This window comes from Serratia ureilytica, assembly GCF_013375155.1.
Taxonomy (GTDB): Bacteria; Pseudomonadota; Gammaproteobacteria; order Enterobacterales; family Enterobacteriaceae; genus Serratia; species Serratia ureilytica.
Genome location: NZ_JABXOF010000004.1, coordinates 312,122 through 332,565, shown reverse-complemented (window position 1 = coordinate 332,565; position 20,444 = coordinate 312,122). Strand labels below are relative to the sequence as shown.

Genomic DNA, 20,444 nt, shown 5'->3' with positions numbered 1-20,444 from the left:
GATGACTTCAGATGGCGTCAGTGAAAAAAAATAAACGCATTACCATCAGTGACATCGCCACGCTGGCCGGGGTGTCGAAATCGACCGCCAGCCTGGTGCTGAACGGCCGCAGCAAGGAATACCGGGTGTCCGACGACACCCGCGACCGCATTCTGGCGCTGGCGCACGAACACCATTATCAGCCCAGCATCCACGCCCGCTCCCTGCGCTCCAACCGCAGCCACACGCTGGGGCTGGTGGTGCCGGAGATGACCAACTACGGCTTTGCGGTGATTTCACGCGAGCTGGAAACACTGTGCCGCGAAGCTGGCCTGCAGCTGTTGATCGCCTGCACCGATGAAAACCCGGCGCAGGAGATGATGGCGGTGAACAGTCTGGTACAGCGGCAGGTGGACGGCTTGATCGTCGCCTCCAGCCAGTTGAACGACGCAGAATACCAGAAGATCAACGCCGGGCTGCCGGTGGTGCAGATGGATCGCCTGATCGCCGGCTCCGAACTGCCGCTGGTGATCACCGATTCGGTCAATTCGACCGCCGACCTGGTGGAAACGGTCGCGCGCCAACATCCGGATGAGATCTATTTTCTCGGCGGGCAGCCGCGCATTTCGCCGACCCGCGATCGCCTGGCCGGCTTCCAGCTTGGCCTGAAGCGCGCCGGCGTAACGTGCAAACCGGAATGGATCATCAACGGCAACTATCACCCCAGCTCAGGTTACGAGATGTTCGCTCAGCTGTGCGCACAGTTGGGGCGTCCGCCCAAAGCGCTGTTTACCGCCGCCTGCGGCCTGCTGGAAGGCGTATTGCGTTATCTGACTCAGCATCAGCTGATGGAGAGCGACATTCACCTGTGCAGCTTCGACGATCACTACCTGTTCGACTGCATGACGCTGAAGATAGACACGGTCGCGCAAGACTGCCTGGCACTGGCGCAACATAGCTTCGACAATGTCACCGCGCTTATCGACGAACGGCCGCTGGAACAGAACGCGCTGTATCTGCCGGGCCGCATCCACTGGCGCCATGCCGGTTCCAGGGATTTATTGGCAAAGGCGTGACAGCTCTTTAGCCGTAAAAAAAGGGCGCCTGAGCGCCCTTTATCGTTTTGCTGCCGCTACTTGGCGGCGCCTTCCATACCCACCAGCCCCACTTTCAGGTAACCGGCTTTACGCAGGGTGTCCATCACGCTCATCAGCGTTTCATAGTCCACGCTCTTGTCCGCCTGGAAGAAGATGGTGGTTTCTTTGTTCGCCTGAGTGCGTTGATCCAGCACCGAGGTCAGCTGATCGGCATTCACCGGCTGATCGCCGACGTAGAGCTGCTTGTCGGCCTTCACCGACAGGAAGACCGGTTTTTCCGGCCGCGGCTGCGGCTTGGCGGAAGAAGCCGGCAGATCGACGCGGATATCTACCGTTGCCAGCGGCGCGGCCACCATAAAGATGATCAACAGCACCAACATGACGTCGATAAACGGCGTCACGTTGATTTCATGCAGTTCGCCACTGTCGTCCAGATCTTCATTTAAGCGCATCGCCATGACTCACCCCGCCCGCAGTTGATGTGCGTGCTGTGAGCGCTTGGCTTCCGCCGTTGCGGCCAGATCCAGATCGCGGCCCTGCAGCAGCAAGACCTGGGCCGCCACGTCGCCCACCTGGGCGCGATGGCCGCTGATGACGCGGGCGAAGATGTTGTAGATCACCACCGCCGGGATCGCCGCCACCAGGCCCATTGCGGTTGCCAGCAGCGCCTCGGCGATGCCCGGCGCCACGACCGCCAGGTTGGTGGTCTGCGAATGGGCGATGCCGATGAAGCTGTTCATGATGCCCCATACGGTACCGAACAGGCCGACGAACGGCGAGATGGCGCCGATGGTGGCCAGAAAGCCGTTGCCGCGGCCCATGTTGCGGCTGTAGGCCGCCACGCGGCGCTCGAGGCGGAAACCGGTGCGCTCTTTGATGCCGTTGTTGTCGTCAGACTCGGCGGACAGCTCCAGCTCGTTTTGCGCATCGTTCAGCAGCACCGCGCTGACGCTCTCCGGGGAGAAATTTTGCGCCAGCTCGGAGGCTTCATCCAACGAGCGCGCGTCGGCCAGCGCCGACTGCTCGCGGCGCAGACGGCGCTTGGCGCGCAGCAGTTCGCTGCCTTTGGCGAACAGAATGGTCCAGGTCACGATAGACGCCAGCACCAGGCCGATCATCACCGCTTTCACCACCGCGTCGGCGTGCTGGTACATGCCCCAAATGGACAAGTCCATACCGCGGGTTTCCGGCGGCTGGATCGTGGGCGCCGGGTTCACCGGCGTGATGCTCTCCGGCGCGGCGGCTGCAGGCGCAGGCGCGGTGGCCGGCGCAACGCTTTCGGCAACGGCCGGATTGGCCGCCGGCGCAGCCTGCGCGCTGCCGGCCAACCCTACGACCAGCACCATTGAAGCCATCAGGCTGCGGCCAAAGGCCTTGCCCCACTGCGCCCGGCCCTGGCCGAACGATCCTTGATTTAAATTCTTGCCAGCCGTTTTCACGCTGTGCCTCCACCCATTACCGATCAAAATTAAGGAATAATTCAGCGTGCGATCATATCAAACCAACCGGGGATTGATAGTAGTTCTCATTATTATTTACCAAATAAACGAGAAAATTTTAGACACCTCCGCAACCAAACGCCAATCTACGCCCGTTCACCGCTAAAAGCCCCTTTTATAGGGCGATTTCGTTACTTTTCTCCCACAACGGCGCAACAACGCCACGCTGCCGAACGGCGTCTCGACCGATGAATGGGCTTCTCTCTGGCCGCTCGGCAGAAGGATGACGCGAAAAATGCGCGGGCGGCAGCCAATTATAGCCGTTTCTATATCCAGAAGTTAAAACGTCTGGATGGCTATAATAACTCATGCTAACGTAAGGGCTATCGCAAACGGGCAGTGCAGAGCAACCAGAGGTGAGCCAGGTACCATGACGTCAAAACACATCGAAACCACGCTGATCGGCGCCGGCCGCGGCAAACGCTACACCCAGGGCTCCGTCAACCCCGTGACTCAACGCGCCTCTTCCCTGGTCTTCGACTCCGTCGCCGCCAAAAAACAGGCCACCGCGCAACGCGCCCACGGCGAGCTGTTTTATGGCCGACGCGGCACGCTGACCCACTTCGCGCTGCAGGATGCGATGGTGGAGCTGGAGGGCGGCGCCGGCTGCGTGCTGTACCCCTGCGGCGCGGCGGCGGTGGCCAATGCGATCCTGTCGTTCGTCGGTGCCGGCGATCACCTGCTGGTCACCGGCTCAGCGTATGAACCGACCCAGGACTTCTGCACCCACATCCTCGGCCGCATGAACGTCAGCACCACCTATTTCGATCCGCTGATCGGCGCCGACATCGCCACGCTTATCCAACCCAATACCCGCGTGGTGTTCCTTGAGTCCCCCGGCTCCATCACCCTGGAAGTGCAGGATATCCCGGCGATGGTGCAGGCCATTCGCGCCGTGGCGCCGGACGTGGTGATCATGATAGACAACACCTGGGCGGCGGGCGTGCTGTTCAAGGCGCTGGATTTCGACATCGACATTTCCATTCAGGCCGGCACCAAATACCTGATCGGCCATTCCGATTACATGCTCGGCACCGCCGTCGCCAACGCGCGCTGTTGGGAGCAACTGCGCGAGTACTCCTATCTGATGGGGCAGATGGTGGATGCCGACACCGCCTACATGGCGAGCCGCGGCCTGCGCACCCTGAGCGTGCGGCTCAAGCAGCACGAACGCAGCAGCATTGAGGTCGCCAACTGGCTGGCCGAACGGCCGGAGGTGGCGACGGTCAATCACCCGGCCCTGCCCAGCTGCAAGGGCCACGCGTTCTACCGCCGCGACTTCAGCGGCTGCAACGGGCTGTTCTCTTTCGTGCTGAAAGAGCGGCTGGATGAGGCGCAGCTGGCCGCTTACCTGGACAACTTCAGCCACTTCAGCATGGCCTACTCCTGGGGCGGCTTCGAGTCGCTGATCCTGGCCAATCAGCCGGAAGAACTGGAAGCGATCCGCCCGGCGGGCAGCGTCGATTTTTCCGGCACGCTGGTGCGGTTGCATATCGGTCTGGAGAACGTCGAAGACCTGATCGCCGATCTGGCGGCCGGCTTCGATCGCCTCAACGGCGTGCGCTAAGGCGGATTCCGGTAATTTTCTTCGTCTCGTTTAATGTCGGCTTAAGCTATTAGCGGTACACTAACCGGGTAACTGTCAGATACGGTAACCGCCGCATCCTGGAGAACGTGACCCCGGGCGCAACCGGCATGCAACAGGACATAAAATGGATGTATTACGAGAGATTATTCATGCGCTTTGGCAGCAGGACTTCATCGCCCTCGCCGATCCCAGCGTGATTTGGGTGGTTTACGCCGTACTTTTCACCACCTTGTTTTTGGAAAACGGACTGCTGCCCGCCTCCTTCCTCCCCGGTGATAGCCTGCTGTTGCTGTCGGGCGCGCTGATCGCCAAAGGCGTGATGGGCTTTGCCCCCACCCTGTTGATTCTGACCGCCGCCGCCGGCCTCGGCTGCTGGCTGAGCTATATCCAGGGCCGCTGGCTGGGCCACACCAGCCTGGTGAAAGGCTGGCTGCTGCAACTGCCGGCGCAATACCATCAGCGCGCGCATAACCTGTTCAACCGCCACGGGCTGACGGCGCTGCTGATCGGCCGCTTCCTCGGCTTCGTGCGTACGCTGCTGCCGACCATGGCCGGCATTTCCGGGCTCAACAGCTCGCGCTTCCAGGTTTTCAACTGGCTGAGCGCAGCGATCTGGGTCTGCGCGCTGGTCGGCCTCGGCTACGCTTTCAGCCAAATTCCGCTGGTGAAACGCCACGAAAGCCAGGTGATGACCGGCCTGATGCTGCTGCCGCTGCTGCTGCTGTTCGTCGGCCTGCTCGGCGCCATGCTGGTGGTCTGGCGTAAAAAACGCGCTTCCTCTTCCTGATCCCGGCGCGCTACAGCGCTTTCTCGACCAACGCCAGGCGAGGCGGCAACTTGCTCACCAGCGTATCCACCGCCAGCCGCACCTTCAGCGGCAGGTGAGGCGCGTGCGGCCACACCGCATGCGCTTCAAAGGCAGCGCCCGGCCGGTCGCGCAGCAAGCGCACCAACGTCCCGCTCAACAGCTGCTCACGCACCAACCAGCACGGCAGCCAGGCAATGCCGAACCCCGCCGTCGCCGCATCCGCAATCGCCTGCAGATCGTCCATTTGCAGCCGGTTAGTCGGCATCACTTCCTGCGGCTTGCCGTCGTTATCCAATACCAACCAGCTGCGCCGCGCACCGGCGCGCATATAGGTCACCGCCTCATGCTGCGCCAGCTGTTCGATGCTGTACGGCTCGCCGCACCGCTGCAGGTATGCCGGCGAGGCGCACAGCGTCATGCGATGATCGCCGATGCGGCGCGCCACCAGCCCACCTCTGTTAGCCAGCGTGCCGTTGCGGATTGCCATGTCGAAGCCGTCCTCAATCAGATCCACCACCCGATCGCTGAACGACAGCTCCAGCTCCAGGCCGGGGTGCTCGCGCGTCAGCTCGGTCAGCAGCGGCGCAATGCACATGCGGCCAAACAGCACCGGCATCGATACCCGCAATCGGCCGCTGACCTGCCGCTTGCCTGACTCCAGCAACGTTTCCGCGCTGCGGATCTCCTCCAGCGCCCGCAGACAGCGCTCATAGAATAACGCGCCGTCGTCGGTCAGACTCTGGCTGCGGGTGGTGCGATGAAACAGCCGCACGCCCAGCCGCTGTTCCAGCCGGGCGATGGTTTTCCCCACCGCCGAACGCGACAGGTGCAGCCGACAGGCCGCCAACGCAAAACTGCCCGCCTCCACGGCGGTGACGAATACCGAAATGCCGCTCAACCGATCGCTCATGATTTGTCGCCCTAAAAGAAACAATCTGCGGAAATCTTATCGCCACTGGCGAACCTTCATCAACGATATTATCGACAGGTCGTTAATCGCAGACTTTGGAGAACATCATGACCGACACGATGCAACGCTGGACGATGGACGCCCTGGGGCGTGAACACCTGCAGCTGACCACCGACGCGATCCCGCAGCCGGGGCCGCGCGAGATCAGAGTGAAAGTGAAGGCGGTAGCGCTCAACTACCGCGACAAAATGATGATTGAAAGCGGCATGGGGCTGACGCTGCCGCAGTCGTTCACCCCCGCCTCGGACATGGCCGGCGAGGTCGACGCCGTCGGGCCCGGCGTCAGCCGTTTCCAACCCGGCACCCGGGTCATTTCTACCTTCAGCCCCGGCTGGATCGACGGCCGGCAAAAACCGTACGGCAATGCGCGCCAGGTGCCTTACCACACCCTTGGCGGCTTCTATCAGGGCGTGCTGGCGGAATACGTGATTTTGCATGAAGACTGGTTGGTGGCGGCGCCGGCGTCGCTGGACGACGTGCAGGCCAGCACCCTGCCTTGCGCCGGGCTGACCGCCTGGTTCGCGCTGGTGGAACAGGGCAAACTGCATGCCGGCGAGACGGTGCTGGTGCAAGGCACCGGCGGCGTGGCGCTGTTCGCGCTGCAGATCGCCAAAGCCCACGGCGCGGAGGTCTATGTCACCTCCGGCAGCGATGAAAAGCTGGCGCGAGCCCTGGCATTGGGCGCCAATCATGGCATCAACCGGCTGGACGGCGATTGGGTGGAGGCGATTTATGCGCTGACGCAGGATCGCGGCATCGACCATGTGATCGATACCGTCGGCGGCCCGAATTTGGGCAACTCGGTGCGCGCCGTGGCGGTGGGCGGCCGCATCTCAGTGATCGGCGTGCTGGCGGGCGCCGAGATCACCGCCCCCGCCGGCCTGCTGCTGCTGAAATCGGCGGAGATCCAGGGCATCGGCGTCGGCCACCGCCGCGCGCTGGAAGATCTGGTGCGCGCCGTGGACGCCGTCAACCTGCAGCCGGTGATCGACCAAGTCTACCGGCTCGATCAACTGCCGCAGGCGTTGGATCACCTCGATCGCGGCCCGTTCGGCAAGATCGTGCTAACCCCATAGCCCACTGCCCGGCGGCGGCTCACCCCTCCAGCATCAGCGGATTGGCGTCGCGCAGCCGGGCGACTTCATCCCCCGGCGTGACGCCAAACAGGCGTTTGAATTCACGGCTGAACTGCGACGCGCTCTCGTAGCCGACGCGGATCGCCGCGGTACTGGCCTTCAGGCCGTCATGCACCATCAGCAAACGCGCCTTGTGCAGCCGGTACGACTTCACGTACTGCAGCGGCGAGGTGTTGGTCACCGCCTTGAAGTTATGGTGAAACGCCGACACGCTCATGTTGACCTCGCCGGCCAACTGCTCGACGTTGAGGCTCTCGGCATACTGATTTTCTATGCGCCGCAGCGCCTTGGCGATCTGACTGAAATGGGTATGACGGTTGACCAGCTCCTGCAGCGACGCGCCGCAGGCGCCGCGCAGCACGTAGTAGAGGATCTCGCGCACAATCTGCGGCCCCAACACCCGAGCGTCGAGCGGCTTGGCCATCACGTCCAGCAGGCGTTCGGTGGCGCACAACAGCTCTTCCGTCAGCTCGGCCAGGTTTACGCCGTTGCTCTCCGCGCGCGGCTGCATCAGGTAGTCGTCGTCGCCGATGTCGATCAGCAAGTCCTGCAGCATTTGGGTATCGATATTGACCGCCAATCCAACCAGCGGCAGCTCCGGGCTGGCGAAGGTTTCGCACTCGAACGGCAGCGGCACCGTCATCAGCAGGTAGTTGCGCGGATCGTACTGGAACACCTTGTTGCCGCAATAGCCGACCTTGTGCCCCTGAAAGATGATGACGATCCCCGGTTCGTACATCACCGGCTGGCGCGGGCAGTGGCGATCGACATACAGGATCTTCACCCGCGGCACCGGTGACGGCGTATAGCCGTTGCCGGTGGCGATAGCCATCGCCTGGCGCGCCATGCGGCTGCGCAGCGCATCGATTTCAATCACGGAAACACCCTCTTACAGTCAGAACGATTCGGCATAAATCATAATTTAAAACTCTCTATTTCTACAGTCAGCTGTAGAAATAGGCAAGAACCAAACAGGAATGTGCATTGTGCGTTACCGCCAGGTTGCTGACAATACGGGCCAGAAACCTTTGCGCCGCTTTGGCGCCCGCCTGACAGAAAGAGAGAAATCAACCATGCAAAACTTCATTCTGCATACCCCAACCAAAATCCTGTTCGGCAAGCAGCAAATCGCCGAAATGGCCGGCCAGATCCCGGCGGACGCGCGCATTCTGATCACCTACGGTGGCGGCAGCGTGAAGAAAAACGGCGTGCTCGACCAGGTGTATAGCGCGCTGGCCGGCCGCGACGTGCGGGAATTCTCCGGCATCGAACCTAACCCGACCTACGAAACCCTGATAAAAGCGGTCGAGGTGGTGAAAGCGGAAAACATCGATTTCCTGCTGGCGGTCGGCGGCGGTTCGGTGGTTGACGGCACCAAGTTCATCGCCGCCGCGGCCCGTTATACGGCCGACAGCGATGCCTGGCATATTCTGCAGACCGTCGGCAGCCACATCACTGACGCGGTGCCGATGGGCTGCGTGCTGACGCTGCCGGCCACCGGTTCAGAATCCAACAGCGGCGCGGTGATCACCCGGAAGAGCAGCGGCGACAAGCAGCACTTCTTCTCACCGCTGGTGCAGCCGCGCTTCGCCGTGCTGGATCCGGTGGTGACCTACTCGCTGCCGCCGCGCCAGGTAGCCAACGGCGTGGTCGACGCCTTCGTACACACCCTGGAACAGTATCTGACCTACCCGGTCGACGCCAAGGTGCAGGATCGCTTCGCCGAAGGCCTGCTGTTGACCCTGCTGGAAGACGGCCCGCGCGCGCTGGCCGAGCCGGAGAACTATGCGGTGCGCGCCAACGTGATGTGGAGCGCCACCATGGCGCTGAACGGCCTGATCGGCGCCGGCGTGCCGCAGGACTGGGCGACCCACATGCTGGGCCATGAGCTGACCGCCATGCACGACCTCGACCACGCGCAAACGCTGGCCATCGTGCTGCCGGCGCTGCTGCACGAGAAGAAAGCGCAGAAACGCGAAAAGCTGCTGCAGTACGCTGAACGCGTCTGGGGCCTGCGCGAAGGCAGCGAAGACAGCCGAATCGACGACGCGATCGCCGCCACCCGCGCCTTCTTCGAGCAGATGGGCGTGCCGACCCGCATGGCGGATTATCAGCTCGACGGCAGCAGCATTCCCGCGCTGCTCGACAAGCTGCAGCAGCACGGCATGACCGCCCTGGGCGAGCATCAGGACATCACCCTGGACGTCAGCCGCCGCATTTATGAAGCGGCGCGTTAATCGCAAAACGGCGATTTTTTGCTAGGCTTTAGTCTTCGCCAGCCATTTTTCGCCGCATTCTGCGCTCGGCCGATCGCCGTGCGCAGTCGGGCGCCTCAGCGCGCCGCCGCTCGTTTCGTACCCTTCGTCTTACCGCTCATTCGCAGGGAGAGCGGGGAGAAAATCGCCCTCCCGCCACCGCTGAAATTAGGCTGGCAAACCCGGCAACCGCCCATTTTGCCAACTAGAATTTATCTATAGCCGTTTCGGTGCCGCAGGCGCCGCAATCCGTACACAAGGAGATGCGCATGACAACGCAACAACCCATCATCAAACTCCACGATGGTAATCTGATGCCGCAGTTGGGTCTCGGCGTTTGGCAGGCGAGTATTGAAGAGACCACCCGCGCGGTCAGCAAAGCGCTGGAGATTGGTTACCGCTCCATCGACACCGCCGCGATCTACAAGAACGAGGAAGGCGTCGGCGCCGCGCTGCAGTCCAGCGCGCTGCCGCGCAACGACCTGTTCATCACCACCAAGCTGTGGAACGACGATCAGGGCGATCCGCTGGCGGCGCTGGAAACCAGTCTGGAAAAGCTCAAGCTGGACTACGTGGATCTGTATCTGATCCACTGGCCGCGCCCGCAGCAGGATCAATACGTCTCCGCCTGGCGCGAGCTGATCAAACTGCGCGAACAAGGCCTGGTGAAAAGCATCGGCGTGTGCAACTTCCATACGCCGCACCTGCAGCGTCTGTTGGATGAAACCAACGTGGCGCCGGTCGTCAACCAGATCGAGCTGCACCCGTTGCTGCAACAGCGCCAGCTGCGCGCCTGGAACGCCACGCACCATATCGCCACCGAATCCTGGAGCCCGCTGGCGCAGGGCGGTGAAGGGGTATTCAACCAGCCGCTGATCAAGGCGCTGGCCGAGAAATACGAGAAGACTCCGGCGCAGATCGTGGTGCGCTGGCACCTGGACAGCGGCCTTATCGTGATCCCGAAATCGGTCACGCCGTCGCGCATCCGCGAAAACTTCGAGGTGTTTGATTTCAAACTCGATAAGGACGAACTGGGCGAGATCGCTAAGCTGGACGTCGGCAACCGCCTGGGGCCGGATCCGGATACCCTGTAACCCCCCTCAAGCCCTCTCCCGCCGGAGGGGGCTTTTCCTTCCCGCACATTGCTCCTTTGCGCCGCCTGACGTTATGATGACGACGCCGGAGGCTCCGGCCACCGGTTAACGCCGTTAAAAAACAGACAAGCACGGAGCACCATGAAATTCTCTTTCTCACACGGGTCACGGCTGGGCATGCTTTGCATCATGCTGGTGCTGGCGGGTTGCGCCGGCAAGAAACAGCGCGTCAGCTACGATCGCCACGCCTTCGATAGCGCCATTCAAGACGCCGCCAGCGAATACGGCGTGGACGCCAAGCTGATCACCGCCATGATCCAGGTGGAGTCCGGCTTCAACCCTTCCGCAGTGAGCAGATCCAATGCGATCGGTCTGATGCAGCTGAAAGCCGATACCGCCGGCTGCGACGCCTACCGCTACAAAGGCAAACGCGGCTGCCCGGACGACGATGACCTGCGGGATCCCGACACCAATATCGATCTCGGCGCCGCCTATCTGGCCACCTTGCAAAAACAACAGCTTAAAGGGATCGCCAATCCCGTCACGCTGCGCTACGCCACCATCATCGCCTACGTCAACGGTACCGGGGCGCTGCTGCGCACCTTCTCCAGCAACCGCCAGCAGGCGATCGCGATGATTAACAACCTGTCGCCGGAAGCCTTTAACTGGCACGTGCGCAAATACCATCCCGCCCCGCAGGCGCCGCGCCATTTGATGAAAGTGGAAGCCGCTTACGAACGGTTGTAATTAGCCAAAGTAAAAAGGAGAACCCGAGGGTTCTCCTTTTTGTTTGCGCGCGGGCCTCGTCGTTACGGCTTGGCCTTGCGAATCGGTTTGCGCGGCGGCCGGTTGGACGGCGTGCGCTGCCGATTGATGTCGGTATGCTTGGTCAACGCCGGTCGGGTGTGGCGCTGCAGCCGTTTCGCTTCGCGCTGCTCGTCGATGCTCGGCGCCGGCACCAGACACTCGCGGCGGCTGCCGATCAGGTGCTTCAGCCCCATCTCTTCCAGCGCGGTGCGGATCAGCGCCCAGTTGGCCGGATCGTGGTAACGCAGCAGCGCCTTATGCAGGCGACGCTGGCGCTCGCCGCGCGGCACCACCACGTCTTCACTCTTGTACCCCACCTTGCTCAGCGGGTTTTTGCCGCTGTAATACATGGTGGTGGAGTTGGCCATCGGCGAAGGATAGAAGTTCTGCACCTGATCGAGGCGGAAACGGTTCTTCTTCAGCCACAGCGCCAGGTTCACCATATCTTCATCGCGGGTGCCCGGGTGCGAAGAGATGAAGTACGGGATCAGGTACTGCTCTTTGCCCGCCTGCTTCGAATAGTGATCAAACAGCTGTTTGAAGCGATCGTAGCTGCCCATGCCCGGTTTCATCATTTTCGACAGCGGGCCTTCTTCGGTGTGCTCCGGCGCGATCTTCAGGTAGCCGCCGACGTGGTGGGTCGCCAGTTCCTTGATATAGCGCGGATCTTCCACCGCCAGATCGTAACGTACCCCGGAGGCGATCAGGATCTTCTTGATGCCCTCCAGCGAACGCGCGCGGCGGTAAAGCTTGATGGTCGGCTCGTGGTTGGTATCCATATAAGTGCAGATCTCCGGATACACGCACGAGGCGCGGCGGCAGGTCTGCTCGGCGCGCGGGTTGGTGCAGCGCAGCATGTACATGTTGGCGGTCGGGCCACCCAGATCGGAGATCACGCCGGTAAAGCCCGGCACTTTGTCGCGGATCTCTTCGATTTCGCGAACGATCGAATCTTCCGAACGGCTCTGGATGATGCGCCCTTCGTGCTCGGTGATCGAACAGAACGAACAGCCGCCGTAGCAACCGCGCATGATGTTCACCGAGAAGCGGATCATGTCGTAGGCAGGAATGCGCTCCTGACCGTAGGACGGGTGCGGCACGCGCTGGTAAGGCAGGGCGAAGACGCTGTCCATCTCCGGCGTGGTCAGCGGGATCGCCGGCGGGTTGATCCACACGTAGCGATCGCCGTGTTTTTGCATCAGCGCGCGGGCGCAGCCGGGGTTGGTTTCATGGTGCAAAATGCGCGAGGTGTGCGCATACAGCACCTTGTCGCCCTTCACTTTCTCGAAGGACGGCAGCAGCACGTAGGTCTTCTCCCACGGCTTCGGCTTGGCGGCGCGCACCGTGACAGGCTTGGCTTCCGGCTCCTTCGGTTTGGCGCCGTCGGCGCACGGCAGATCCTCGCCGTACGGGTTCGGGATAGGTTCGATGCGGCCCGGCTTGTCGAGGCGGGTGGAATCCACGCCGCTCCAGCCCGGCAGCGCTTCTTTACGCATCACCGCGGTATTGCGAATATCGTGGATATCGCCGATCTTCTCGCCGGCGGCCAGACGGTGCGCCACTTCCACCAGCGGGCGTTCGCCGTTGCCGTAGATCAGCATGTCGGCTTTGGAGTCCACCAGCACCGAGCGGCGCACGGTATCCGACCAATAGTCGTAGTGGGCGATGCGACGCAGGCTGGCTTCGATGCCGCCCAGCACGATCGGCACGTCTTTATAGGCTTCTTTGCAGCGCTGGCTGTAAACCAGGGTGGCGCGATCCGGGCGCTTGCCACCGACGTTGCCGGCGGTGTAGGCGTCGTCGTGGCGCAGTTTGCGATCGGCGGTATAGCGGTTGATCATCGAATCCATGTTGCCGGCGGTGATGCCGAAGAACAGATTCGGTTTCCCCAACCGCATGAAGTCTTCTTTGTTGCTCCAGTCCGGCTGCGCGATGATGCCGACGCGGAAGCCCTGCGCTTCCAGCATGCGGCCGATGATCGCCATGCCGAAGCTCGGGTGATCGACATAGGCGTCGCCGCTGATGATGATCACGTCGCAGCTGTCCCAGCCCAGTTGATCCATCTCTGCTCGCGACATCGGTAAAAACGGCGCGGTGCCATAACATTCCGCCCAATAAGGCTTATAAGAAAACAGTTCACGATCGGGTTGGATCAGGCTGGTGGTGCTCATTCTGCTGCTCTTTTTACAGGTTAATTAATCGCCGGGCGGCGATTATACGCACTAGTGGCAAAAAGAGCATGGTTATTTCGCTAACCATTCACCTCGAATTCATAAACGTCGCTGCGGCACAAGATATCGCTGAACTCCAGCGCCTCGCCCCGGGCGTTGCGGCTGGTTTGGATGATGTGCAACAACGGCGCGCCGCACGGTACGTTGAGCAGCTCGGCGACCTCGCCGCTGCAGGACACCGCCTTCAACAAAAAGTGTTTATCTTCAGGCACGATGCCGCGCGATTGCCATAACGCATACAGCGAATGCTCCAGCTGCGCCGGTTCAGGCAGGAAGCGCAGCGGAATATAGGTGGTTTCCAGCGAGACCGGGCTGCCGTTCAACAAGCGTAAACGCCGCAGTTTGACCACCTCATCCCCTTCCGCGATCCCCAGCGCCGCCGCGGCCTTGGCCGGCGCGCCGACCCGCGCGCGCAGCAGCCATCGGTTGCTGACGCTGCTGCCATGACGCAGCGCCTGAGCGGTAAAACCGCTGTCCTTATCGAGGGAATAGCCGATACGCATCGCCACGCGGGTGCCAACGCCCTGCTGCCGCGAAATCAGCCCCTTCTCCTCCAGCAGTTTCATCGCCTTGCTGACGGTGACGCGCGACAGCGCCAAACCTTCCGCCATGTGTCGCTCCGGCGGCAGAAATGCCTCCGCTGCCAGCACCTGCTGCCTGATCGCGGTTTCTATCGCCGTCGCCAGCTGAATATAGCGCGGCGCCGCCGCCCCCTGCGCCAGATGTTCACGCAGCCAGGCCATAAAATCCGTCATTCGCCCGCCCTCTTGTTCCGCCCTATGCCCAAACTTCGCTTTCTCCTATCGCCGATCCGGCGATAAAGCCTCTCACCATAACTAAAATATTGCTAATGTTTTCAGAGGGACATCACAATTTTTATTCAATGGACTTTCATTGGATCTAGATCGCGCGTAATCTGTGCTTATTGATGTTGAAACATCAATGGCACCAACACCAGGGATCCACCTTTAAAACAACTAAAAATCCGCTGCCGACCAGACAGGACGCACCTGATGGTCAGGCAGCGGGCATACGCTGTCCGCATCCCGTTCGCTGAAGCGGATGGGCGACCCTTTGGGATGAATTGCCCGCTTCTCGCCGTACCCGATGGGTCACGTTGCCCAAGACGCCACTACAAATGACAAATAATAAGCAACGGTGCTAATGGATAGCTTGCTCACGGCTCATCATCCCCTCGCGCGATCCCCCTTGCGCCGGGTGAAACGGACTGATGCCTGCAAATAAAAACGTTCTCTCTCTTCCAAACTCCGCTGCAGACCCACTCTTTGTCTACACTCATTGGCGCCGTGCGGTCGGCAAGCCTCATCCGTGGCGGCGGCCGCAGCGCCAACAAAATCGCTTTTCAGTTAACTGCGGCGGCCCTCAAGGCCCTGCGCAACAGGGATCAATTGCTATGACCGATATCAATCGCAATGAAGCATGGAAGGTAGAGAGCACCGGTATCGACCGGGTGCCGGATGCGGAACAGACCGGGCGGCCCATCGAGCTGTTTTGGATCTGGTCGGCAGCCAATATCGGCATTCTCGGCGTGGTGTATGGCGCCATCATCGTCGGCTTCGGCTTATCCTTCCTGCAATCAGTGCTCGCCGCCTTGTTCGGCGTCGCCAGCTTCGTGCTGGTTGGCCTCACCAGCTTCGCCGGCAAGCGCGGGCGCACCTCTACGCTGACGCTGTCGCGAGTGATTTTCGGGCTGAAGGGCAACGTGGCGCCTACCCTGTTCAGTTGGATCAATCTGATGGGCTGGGAAGCGGTCAACGTGATCACCGGCACCCTGACGCTGGCGGCGCTGTTCGAGGCCTTCGGGCTGGGGGCCAGCCATCTGCTGACCGCGCTCAGCCTGTTGCTGTTCGCCGGGCTCACTATCGTCGTCAGCCTGCTGGGGCAGAATACCGTAGTCTGGATGCAAAGCTGGTTCAGCCGCATCTTCGGCACCATGACGCTGATCGTGGTGCTCTATATCCTGTTCAACACCGAGTGGAGCCAGGTGCTGGCGCTGCCTTCCGGCAGCTGGCTGACCGGCTTCCTGCCGGCGGTCTCGGTGATCGCCGCCGGTACCGGCATCAGTTGGGCGATCGCCGGCGCCGATTACAGCCGCTATCAAAGCCCGAATTCGTCGAGCAAAAGCATTTTCGCCGCGGTGATGGGCGGCGCCTGTTTGCCGCTGATGCTGCTGATGCTGGCCGGCATTCTGCTTTCCGTGCAGCTGCCCGATCTGGCCAACGCCGCCAATCCCATCGCGCTGATAGGCTCAGTGCTGCCCGCCTGGATGGCGATCCCTTATCTGCTGGCCGCCACCGCCGGCATCGTCACCATCGCGGTGCTCAGCCTGTATTCCGCCAGCCTTAACCTGCTGACCATCGGCGTGCAGGTCAAACAGTGGTTGGCGGTATCGATCGACGCCGTGGTGGTGCTGGGTATCGCCCTGTATGTGCTGTTCATCTCCGGCGATTTTATGGGGCCGTTCATCTCCTTCCTGGTGTTCTGCGGGGTGTTCCTGGCGGCCTGGGAGGCGATTTTCCTGCTCGATTACCTGTGCCTGCGCCGCCACCACGGGTATGATGGCAACGCTTTGTACGGCCTGCATGGCCAGAACCGCGGCGTGCGCAAAGCCCCGCTGTTCTGCTGGTTCCTCGGCGCCCTGTGCGGCCTGCTGGTCACCAAAACCGGTTTTATCGACGGCCCGCTGGCTAAAGGCTTGTTTGCCGACTCCAGTCTGGGGCTGTTTGTGTCGTTTGCGGTTAGTCTGATCGCTTACGGTCTGTACCTGACCCAACGCAGAGAACATCAATGAATGAATGGGAAGCTGTAACGCCTGTCCTGGTGATAGGGGGCGCGGTCGGCGATCTGGTGATGACGCTGCCGCGCCTGCCGACCAGCGGCGAAGATATCGAAGCCCAGCCGCAGGCGCGGCAAATCGGCGGTTGCGCGTTCAACGTGGCGCGCGCGCTGACGCGCCTTGAAGTGCCGGTGATCAACGGTATGCCGGTCGGCAACGGCGAATGGGGCGCGGCGATCGAAGCCGCCATGGGCGAACTGGGGCTGGAGGTGCTGTTGCGCCACGGCCAGATGGACAATGGCTGGTGCCTGGCGCTGGTGGAGCCGAACGGCGAACGCACCTTCATCACGGTTTCCGGTTGCGAAAGCCAATGGAATAAAGCGCAGCTGGCCACGCTGCCGCTGACGGAACACACCCTGATCTACGCCAGCGGCTACGAGCTGGCGGGCGAAAACGGCGAAGCGCTGCGCGAGTGGCTGACGCGCATGCCGTTCGACCAACCGCGTCTGATCGATCCCGGCCCGCGCATCGCCCAGCTCAGCGAAGATTTCTTCGCCATGCTCAGCGACAGCCACACCCTGCTGACGCTCAACCGCGACGAAGTGGCCGCGCTGTGCGGCGCCGGCGACGCCGTGGATGCCGCGCAGCGCTATGCCGCCGCCCGTAACCTGACGCTGATCTGCCGCCTGGATCGCGACGGCGCCTGGATCTGTGACGGCCGCACGCCGCCGCTGCACGTTCCCGCCTATCCGGTGGACGTCATCGATACCATCGGCGCGGGCGATGCCCACTGCGCCGGTTTGCTGGCGGGGCTGTCCGCCGGCTGGCCGCTGCCGCGGGCGGTCGATCTGGCCAACCGGGTCGCCGCCTGCGTGGTGGCCAGCCTCGGCGCCGCCAATCCGCCGGACCGGCATCAACTGCAACAACGCTTCCCGCAGGCCTGACGTTTCAGGGCGCCGCCATCCAGCGCCCTCAGCCTTACTGCGCCGCCGCCGCACTCTCCTGCGGCGAGTGGCGATAGTTGAAGCTCAACGCGAACACAATCCCCAGCACCAGCGTATACAGCGCAAACACCAGCCAGATGCTCTGCCAGTCTTTCACGCCGTCACGGCTGAAGAAATCCACCACTTCGCCGCTGGCGAGTGCCCCCACATAGGCGCCCAGACCGTTGACCATGGTCATGAACAGCCCCTGCGCGCTGGCGCGGATGCGGTGATCGGCCTCCTTCTCGACGAAAATGGCGCCGGAAATATTAAAGAAGTCGAACGCGCAACCGTAAACGATCATCGACAACAGCAGCAGCACGAAACCAAAACCGACCGGCGTGCCGTAGGCCAGGAACAGAAAACGCAGCGTCCAGGCCGCCATGCTGATCAGCATCACCTGCTTGATGCCGTAACGGCGCAGGAAAAAGGGAATGGTGAGGATAAAGAACACTTCAGAGATCTGCGAAAGCGACAGCAGCACCGCCGGATACCGGACGCTGAGGCTGTCCTGATATAGCGGATTGAGCGACAGATCGTGCAGGAACGGGTTGCCGAATGTGTTGGTTATCTGCAGCGCCGCGCCGAGCAACATGGCGAACAGGAAAAACAGCGCCATGCGCCGCTGGCGAAACAGCACCAGCGCATCCAGCCCCAGCACGCTCACCCAGCGCTTCGACTCGGCCGCGCGGTTGGTCGGGCAGCGCGGCAGCGTCAGCGAATAGGCGGACAGCAGCAGCGACGCCGCAGAAGCCAGATACAGCTGCAGATTACTGAGCTCGATTTGGCTGAAACCGACCAGCCACATTGCCAGAATGAATCCCACGGTGCCGTACACCCGCACCGGCGGAAAGTCCTTTACCGTGTCAAAGCCGTGCTTCTCCAGGCAAAAATAGGAAATGGCGTTGGAGAGCGCGATGGTCGGCATATAGACCATGGCGTTGAACAGCATCACCCAGAACATCAGCATCGGTTGCTCAACCTGCGCCGCACAGTACAGCGCCAACGCCCCGAGCAGGTGGCAAAGCGCATACAGGTAGTTGGCCCTCATCCAACGGTCGGCGATGATGCCCGCCAGGCCCGGCATGATCAGCGCCGCGATCCCCTTGGCGCTGTAAACCATTCCCACCTGCATGCCGCTGAAATGCAGCGTGTTGATCATATAGGAGCCCAGCGTCACCAGCCAGGCACCCCAGATAAAGAACTGCAGGAAAATCATCACCTTCAATCGTGTTTTTATCGCCATCGCCATCACCTTGTTATTATGCTTTCAACGATGATTGGTGCGGCGGGCCCCCAGCAGCCCGCCGCCGGTTTGCTTACGGTGTCACAGCGTTTTGAACAGCTCGCGGATCAGACGCATGAAATCGTCCGCCGCCAGCGCCGCGCAGCTGAGCGTTTGTTCGTGAGAAAGAGGCGTATCCGACAGCCCTTCGGCGTAGTTGGTCATCGCGGACACCACCAGCACCTTGAGGCCGCAGTGGCGCGCCGTCAGGACTTCCGGCACGATCGACATGCCCACGACGTCGCAGCCAAGGGTCTGCATCATGCGGATCTCCGCCGGCGTTTCGAAGTTCGGCCCGGTGTAAGCGGCGAACACCCCTTCCGCCAGCGGGATGCCCGCGCTTTCGGCCACCGCCGCCAGTTGGGCGCGCAGATCGCGATCGTAGGCGTTCGCCAGGCTGAAGAAGCGCGGCCCGAAGCGCTCGTCGTTGGCACCGACCAGCGGCGATTCCGGCATGAAATTGATATGATCGGTAATGGCCACCAGGCTGCCCGGCGCTACCGAGCGGCGCAGCGAACCGGCGGCGTTGGTCGCCAACAGGAATTCGCAGCCCAGCAGTTTGAAGGTGCGCACTGCGGTGGTCATCACCTGCATGCCGCGCCCTTCATAGAAGTGGCCGCGCCCTTTCATGCACACGACCGGCACGCCCTCCAGCTTGCCGGCGACCAGTTGCCCGGCGTGGCCGGCGACGCCGCTCACCGGGAAGCCCGGCAGCGCCGCGTAATCGAGGGTGACGGTTTCAGTCATCACCTCCGCCAGAGCGCCGAGCCCAGAGCCGAGAATCAAGGCCGCTTTCGGCTGAAAACCCGGCAGACGTGCGCGGACAACATCGGCGCAGATAAAAGCATCTTCTTGATTAAACATCGTATTCTCTCTTTAAGCGGGGGACAATAAGCCCCATAGTAGAGAGCGAGGCGCGGCCGAGACCAATACATTCTTGGCGGCCGATTTATTCCATTTATCTATAAGTTGAGCTGCGTCACAGGAGGCGATACCCCGGATGAACCCGCCCCATGCCCTGCCCGATCCCGGTCGGATTAACTTCCGCCTACTGCACTATTTCCGCGTGGTGGCGGAAGAGATGAATTTCACTCAGGCGGCGCGGCGGTTGAATATGTCACAGCCGCCGCTCAGCAAGCACATCAAGGAACTGGAGAGCCAGCTCGGCGTGGTACTGTTCAAACGCACCACCCGCTCCATGACGCTGACGCCGGCTGGCCGCACGCTGCTGCGCAACGTCGAGCGGCTGCTGGATCAGGCCGACAGCGCGCTGCATCAGGTGCAACAAATGGGGCGCGGCGAAGGCGGCCACATGGTGGTCGGCATGGTCGGCACCTCGGCCTGGGGCGGGCTGATCGCGGCGCTGCGGCGATTCAGCGAGCAGAGCGTCGGCGCTACCTGGTCGTTGAATGAGCTGACGCCCAGCCAGCAAATCACCGCGCTGCAAAAGCGGCATATCGATATCGGGGTCTGGCGAGAGGCGCAGCAACAGACGCTGCCGGGGTTGACCTGCCAACGGTTGGCGCGCGAAAGCATCGCCGTGGTGCTGCCGCTCGATCATCCGCTGGCGCAGCAGGAGAATATCCCGCTGGCGGCGCTGCAAAACAACAGCTTCATCGTGCTGCCGCCGCATGAGGCCAGCCTGGGGCTGTATCTGCACAATCTGTGTCTGCAGCAGGGATTTTTGCCGGACGTCGCTTATCAGGTCAATGAACCGCAAACCCTGCTGGCGCTGGTGGCGGAAGGCTGCGGCATTACGCTGCTGCCGGACAGCTACGGCCGCATCCCGTGGCCCGGCGTGCGGTTTTGCTCGCTGCAGCAGGCGCCCCCGGCGGATCTGTATGCGGTATACCGTACCGACAGCGTCACGCCGGTGGTGCAGGCTTTTTTGGCGATGCTGCGGGCGCCCTAAGCG

General features: G+C 62.0%; 18 protein-coding genes. 10 read left to right on the top strand and 8 right to left on the bottom strand.

From position 1 onward, the window contains the following. Positions 1-11 precede the first annotated feature (11 nt). The gene (locus HWW83_RS10415) at positions 12-1,055 is read left to right on the top strand and encodes a LacI family DNA-binding transcriptional regulator (protein WP_122016824.1); all 1,044 of its coding nucleotides are present in this window, start codon (positions 12-14) and stop codon (positions 1,053-1,055) included. Between the two features lie 56 nt (positions 1,056-1,111). Here HWW83_RS10415 and exbD read toward each other — a convergent pair whose 3' ends face one another. Together exbD and exbB are read right to left on the bottom strand one after the other, a co-directional pair. After that, entirely contained in the window at positions 1,112-1,534 is a 423-nt protein-coding gene (exbD, locus tag HWW83_RS10410) for a TonB system transport protein ExbD (protein ID WP_004937307.1), read from the bottom strand. Between the two features lie 3 nt (positions 1,535-1,537). Then, complete coding sequence (exbB, locus tag HWW83_RS10405; RefSeq protein ID WP_176589274.1) at positions 1,538-2,515, bottom strand: tol-pal system-associated acyl-CoA thioesterase; 978 nt, start codon at positions 2,513-2,515, stop codon at positions 1,538-1,540. Between the two features lie 430 nt (positions 2,516-2,945). Here exbB and metC point away from each other — a divergent pair, with 430 nt between their 5' ends. Together metC and HWW83_RS10395 are read left to right on the top strand one after the other, a co-directional pair. Next, the gene (gene metC, locus HWW83_RS10400; protein ID WP_176589273.1) at positions 2,946-4,142 is read left to right on the top strand and encodes a cystathionine beta-lyase; all 1,197 of its coding nucleotides are present in this window, start codon (positions 2,946-2,948) and stop codon (positions 4,140-4,142) included. Positions 4,143-4,287: 145 nt separating this feature from the next. Then, positions 4,288-4,950, top strand: coding sequence for a DedA family protein (locus HWW83_RS10395; RefSeq protein ID WP_033644630.1), 663 nt, complete (start codon positions 4,288-4,290; stop codon positions 4,948-4,950). Positions 4,951-4,960: 10 nt separating this feature from the next. Here the strand turns inward: HWW83_RS10395 and HWW83_RS10390 are convergent, their stop codons facing one another. Continuing rightward, positions 4,961-5,881, bottom strand: coding sequence for a LysR family transcriptional regulator (locus HWW83_RS10390; protein WP_129993419.1), 921 nt, complete (start codon positions 5,879-5,881; stop codon positions 4,961-4,963). A 107-nt stretch (positions 5,882-5,988) separates the two neighbouring features. On the opposite strand from HWW83_RS10390, the gene HWW83_RS10385 reads away from it, so the two are divergent. Continuing rightward, on the top strand, positions 5,989-7,017 hold the full coding sequence (locus HWW83_RS10385) for a zinc-dependent alcohol dehydrogenase family protein (protein WP_176589272.1): 1,029 nt from the start codon (positions 5,989-5,991) through the stop codon (positions 7,015-7,017). A gap of 19 nt (positions 7,018-7,036) precedes the next feature. Here HWW83_RS10385 and HWW83_RS10380 read toward each other — a convergent pair whose 3' ends face one another. Then, positions 7,037-7,924, bottom strand: coding sequence for an AraC family transcriptional regulator (locus HWW83_RS10380; protein ID WP_202396379.1), 888 nt, complete (start codon positions 7,922-7,924; stop codon positions 7,037-7,039). Between the two features lie 226 nt (positions 7,925-8,150). Here HWW83_RS10380 and yqhD point away from each other — a divergent pair, with 226 nt between their 5' ends. The 3 genes from yqhD to HWW83_RS10365 all read left to right on the top strand — a co-directional run bounded on the left by yqhD (position 8,151) and on the right by HWW83_RS10365 (position 11,173). Beyond that, positions 8,151-9,314, top strand: coding sequence for an alcohol dehydrogenase (yqhD, locus tag HWW83_RS10375; RefSeq protein WP_099784121.1), 1,164 nt, complete (start codon positions 8,151-8,153; stop codon positions 9,312-9,314). 287 nt (positions 9,315-9,601) lie between these two features. After that, positions 9,602-10,426 carry a 2,5-didehydrogluconate reductase DkgA gene (dkgA, locus tag HWW83_RS10370; RefSeq protein WP_176589271.1) on the top strand — a complete coding sequence of 275 codons (825 nt, stop codon included), beginning with the start codon at positions 9,602-9,604 and terminating at the stop codon, positions 10,424-10,426. Between the two features lie 141 nt (positions 10,427-10,567). Further along, positions 10,568-11,173: a transglycosylase SLT domain-containing protein gene (locus HWW83_RS10365; protein ID WP_033644624.1), complete on the top strand. Its 606-nt coding sequence runs from the start codon at positions 10,568-10,570 to the stop codon at positions 11,171-11,173. A 62-nt stretch (positions 11,174-11,235) separates the two neighbouring features. Here the strand turns inward: HWW83_RS10365 and HWW83_RS10360 are convergent, their stop codons facing one another. Both HWW83_RS10360 and HWW83_RS10355 read right to left on the bottom strand, forming a co-directional pair. Continuing rightward, entirely contained in the window at positions 11,236-13,404 is a 2,169-nt protein-coding gene (locus HWW83_RS10360; protein WP_033651302.1) for a YgiQ family radical SAM protein, read from the bottom strand. Positions 13,405-13,484: 80 nt separating this feature from the next. Beyond that, complete coding sequence (locus HWW83_RS10355) at positions 13,485-14,219, bottom strand: GntR family transcriptional regulator (RefSeq protein ID WP_033644622.1); 735 nt, start codon at positions 14,217-14,219, stop codon at positions 13,485-13,487. Positions 14,220-14,878: 659 nt separating this feature from the next. Here HWW83_RS10355 and HWW83_RS10350 point away from each other — a divergent pair. After that, on the top strand, positions 14,879-16,276 hold the full coding sequence (locus HWW83_RS10350) for a purine-cytosine permease family protein (RefSeq protein ID WP_060660237.1): 1,398 nt from the start codon (positions 14,879-14,881) through the stop codon (positions 16,274-16,276). Continuing rightward, on the top strand, positions 16,273-17,205 hold the full coding sequence (locus HWW83_RS10345; protein WP_033644619.1) for a PfkB family carbohydrate kinase: 933 nt from the start codon (positions 16,273-16,275) through the stop codon (positions 17,203-17,205). The genes HWW83_RS10350 and HWW83_RS10345 overlap by 4 nt, the downstream gene beginning before the upstream one ends. 34 nt (positions 17,206-17,239) lie before the next feature. Here HWW83_RS10345 and HWW83_RS10340 read toward each other — a convergent pair whose 3' ends face one another. Further along, the gene (locus HWW83_RS10340) at positions 17,240-18,490 is read right to left on the bottom strand and encodes a nucleoside permease (RefSeq protein WP_089192639.1); all 1,251 of its coding nucleotides are present in this window, start codon (positions 18,488-18,490) and stop codon (positions 17,240-17,242) included. Positions 18,491-18,571: 81 nt separating this feature from the next. Beyond that, entirely contained in the window at positions 18,572-19,393 is an 822-nt protein-coding gene (gene xapA / locus HWW83_RS10335; protein WP_042785389.1) for a xanthosine phosphorylase, read from the bottom strand. A 136-nt stretch (positions 19,394-19,529) separates the two neighbouring features. Here xapA and HWW83_RS10330 point away from each other — a divergent pair, with 136 nt between their 5' ends. After that, the gene (locus HWW83_RS10330; protein ID WP_122016829.1) at positions 19,530-20,441 is read left to right on the top strand and encodes a LysR family transcriptional regulator; all 912 of its coding nucleotides are present in this window, start codon (positions 19,530-19,532) and stop codon (positions 20,439-20,441) included. Positions 20,442-20,444 lie beyond the last annotated feature (3 nt).

Coding starts and splice junctions, on each gene's coding strand:
- HWW83_RS10415 (WP_122016824.1), top strand. CDS start 12: ATGGCGTCAGTGAAAAAAAATAAACGCATTACCATCAGTGACATCGCC.
- exbD (WP_004937307.1), bottom strand. CDS start 1,534: ATGGCGATGCGCTTAAATGAAGATCTGGACGACAGTGGCGAACTGCAT.
- metC (WP_176589273.1), top strand. CDS start 2,946: ATGACGTCAAAACACATCGAAACCACGCTGATCGGCGCCGGCCGCGGC.
- HWW83_RS10395 (WP_033644630.1), top strand. CDS start 4,288: ATGGATGTATTACGAGAGATTATTCATGCGCTTTGGCAGCAGGACTTC.
- HWW83_RS10390 (WP_129993419.1), bottom strand. CDS start 5,881: ATGAGCGATCGGTTGAGCGGCATTTCGGTATTCGTCACCGCCGTGGAG.
- HWW83_RS10385 (WP_176589272.1), top strand. CDS start 5,989: ATGACCGACACGATGCAACGCTGGACGATGGACGCCCTGGGGCGTGAA.
- HWW83_RS10380 (WP_202396379.1), bottom strand. CDS start 7,924: ATGGCGCGCCAGGCGATGGCTATCGCCACCGGCAACGGCTATACGCCG.
- yqhD (WP_099784121.1), top strand. CDS start 8,151: ATGCAAAACTTCATTCTGCATACCCCAACCAAAATCCTGTTCGGCAAG.
- dkgA (WP_176589271.1), top strand. CDS start 9,602: ATGACAACGCAACAACCCATCATCAAACTCCACGATGGTAATCTGATG.
- HWW83_RS10365 (WP_033644624.1), top strand. CDS start 10,568: ATGAAATTCTCTTTCTCACACGGGTCACGGCTGGGCATGCTTTGCATC.
- HWW83_RS10360 (WP_033651302.1), bottom strand. CDS start 13,404: ATGAGCACCACCAGCCTGATCCAACCCGATCGTGAACTGTTTTCTTAT.
- HWW83_RS10355 (WP_033644622.1), bottom strand. CDS start 14,219: ATGACGGATTTTATGGCCTGGCTGCGTGAACATCTGGCGCAGGGGGCG.
- HWW83_RS10350 (WP_060660237.1), top strand. CDS start 14,879: ATGACCGATATCAATCGCAATGAAGCATGGAAGGTAGAGAGCACCGGT.
- HWW83_RS10345 (WP_033644619.1), top strand. CDS start 16,273: ATGAATGAATGGGAAGCTGTAACGCCTGTCCTGGTGATAGGGGGCGCG.
- HWW83_RS10340 (WP_089192639.1), bottom strand. CDS start 18,490: ATGGCGATAAAAACACGATTGAAGGTGATGATTTTCCTGCAGTTCTTT.
- xapA (WP_042785389.1), bottom strand. CDS start 19,393: ATGTTTAATCAAGAAGATGCTTTTATCTGCGCCGATGTTGTCCGCGCA.
- HWW83_RS10330 (WP_122016829.1), top strand. CDS start 19,530: ATGAACCCGCCCCATGCCCTGCCCGATCCCGGTCGGATTAACTTCCGC.